This is a genomic window from Halorubrum sp. Atlit-28R, assembly GCF_003665955.1.
GTDB lineage: Archaea > Halobacteriota > Halobacteria > Halobacteriales > Haloferacaceae > Halorubrum > Halorubrum tropicale.
The window spans coordinates 1-997 of sequence record NZ_QPLS01000042.1 but is presented as its reverse complement, the minus strand read 5'-3'; the positions used below and the strand labels follow the sequence as shown (position 1 = coordinate 997).

Annotated in this window: 1 pseudogene; it reads right to left on the bottom strand. The window is 61.2% G+C overall.

The features are described 5' to 3' along the window. Positions 1-123: 123 nt before the first annotated feature. Positions 124-810: pseudogene (locus DVK06_RS16670) on the bottom strand (DUF6166 domain-containing protein). Between the last annotated feature and the right edge of the window lie 187 nt (positions 811-997).

Below are 997 nucleotides of genomic sequence, written 5' to 3'. Positions count from 1 at the left end.
TCTCGGTTCTCTCGCGTTCCCGCCGGTCGTTGTACCGCTCGAGTGCGTGGCCGATGTGCTCCCGCGCTTCGATTGCGCGTTCGATGAGCTGGTATGTGGCTCGAGAGAGTCGCAGGGTCTCCATCACACATCCTCCTCCGGCTCGACGAGGTCGTTGCTCTCGACAACGAGTTCCCGCACGGCGGGAGCAGGATCCTCCTCAATCGGAACTGTTCGTATGTCGAGGGGAGCGGGATACGCACGGTCGCCCTGCGCACAGAGCAGGAGCAGCCACTCCTCGGTCCCTTCACCGAGGACGACTTAGTGGTCGATGTCTCGCCGCTGGAAGACTGTCCGTTCTGACCGATTCACGGCACTCCAGTTTACTGGAAGTGACGGGGTTGGCGTTCCACCATCCGGCGTGAGTGCTTCGTGCTTGGTGACGCCCGCGAGTGCGGCTTCGATCTCGTCGCCGGTGAGATGCCAGCAATTGGCTGGTCCACTGCACTCCAGTTGGCTCACCACGTCATCGCGAAACTGGATGTAGTGCTGGGAGGCGACGGCTTCGTCGTCGGTGTAATCGAGGAGGAGTCCACAGGCGAGCTGTGCCGAACCGCTGCCAGTGTCGCCCCACTCGAACCCCGGCCTACTCTGTCGTACGAGTTCGAGGCTTCGATCGGGGGCGAGTCGCTCGTGTTCGGTGAGGTTGAGTACGACCGGTCTGTCGTCGACGCGCATCCCCACATACTCGATGTGGTCTCTGTTCGTCTGGCAAGGGTCGCTCGCAGTCTGTACGTCTGTTCTGGGATCGTCGGTAGAATCCGTCTTCATGTGTCGAACGCGGGAGGTCGAACCCCCCGCACCCCTACCGGGGGTGAAAAACAGCCTCCACGAGCAGTGATTCAGTCTGTTGATCGGATTTCGTCGGCCTGCTGTTTGAGCTGGCGAAGAATCCGGACACGCCGTTGATTTGCGTTCTCGTAGGCGACGCATTCCCGGAGCGTCTCCATATCGTGGA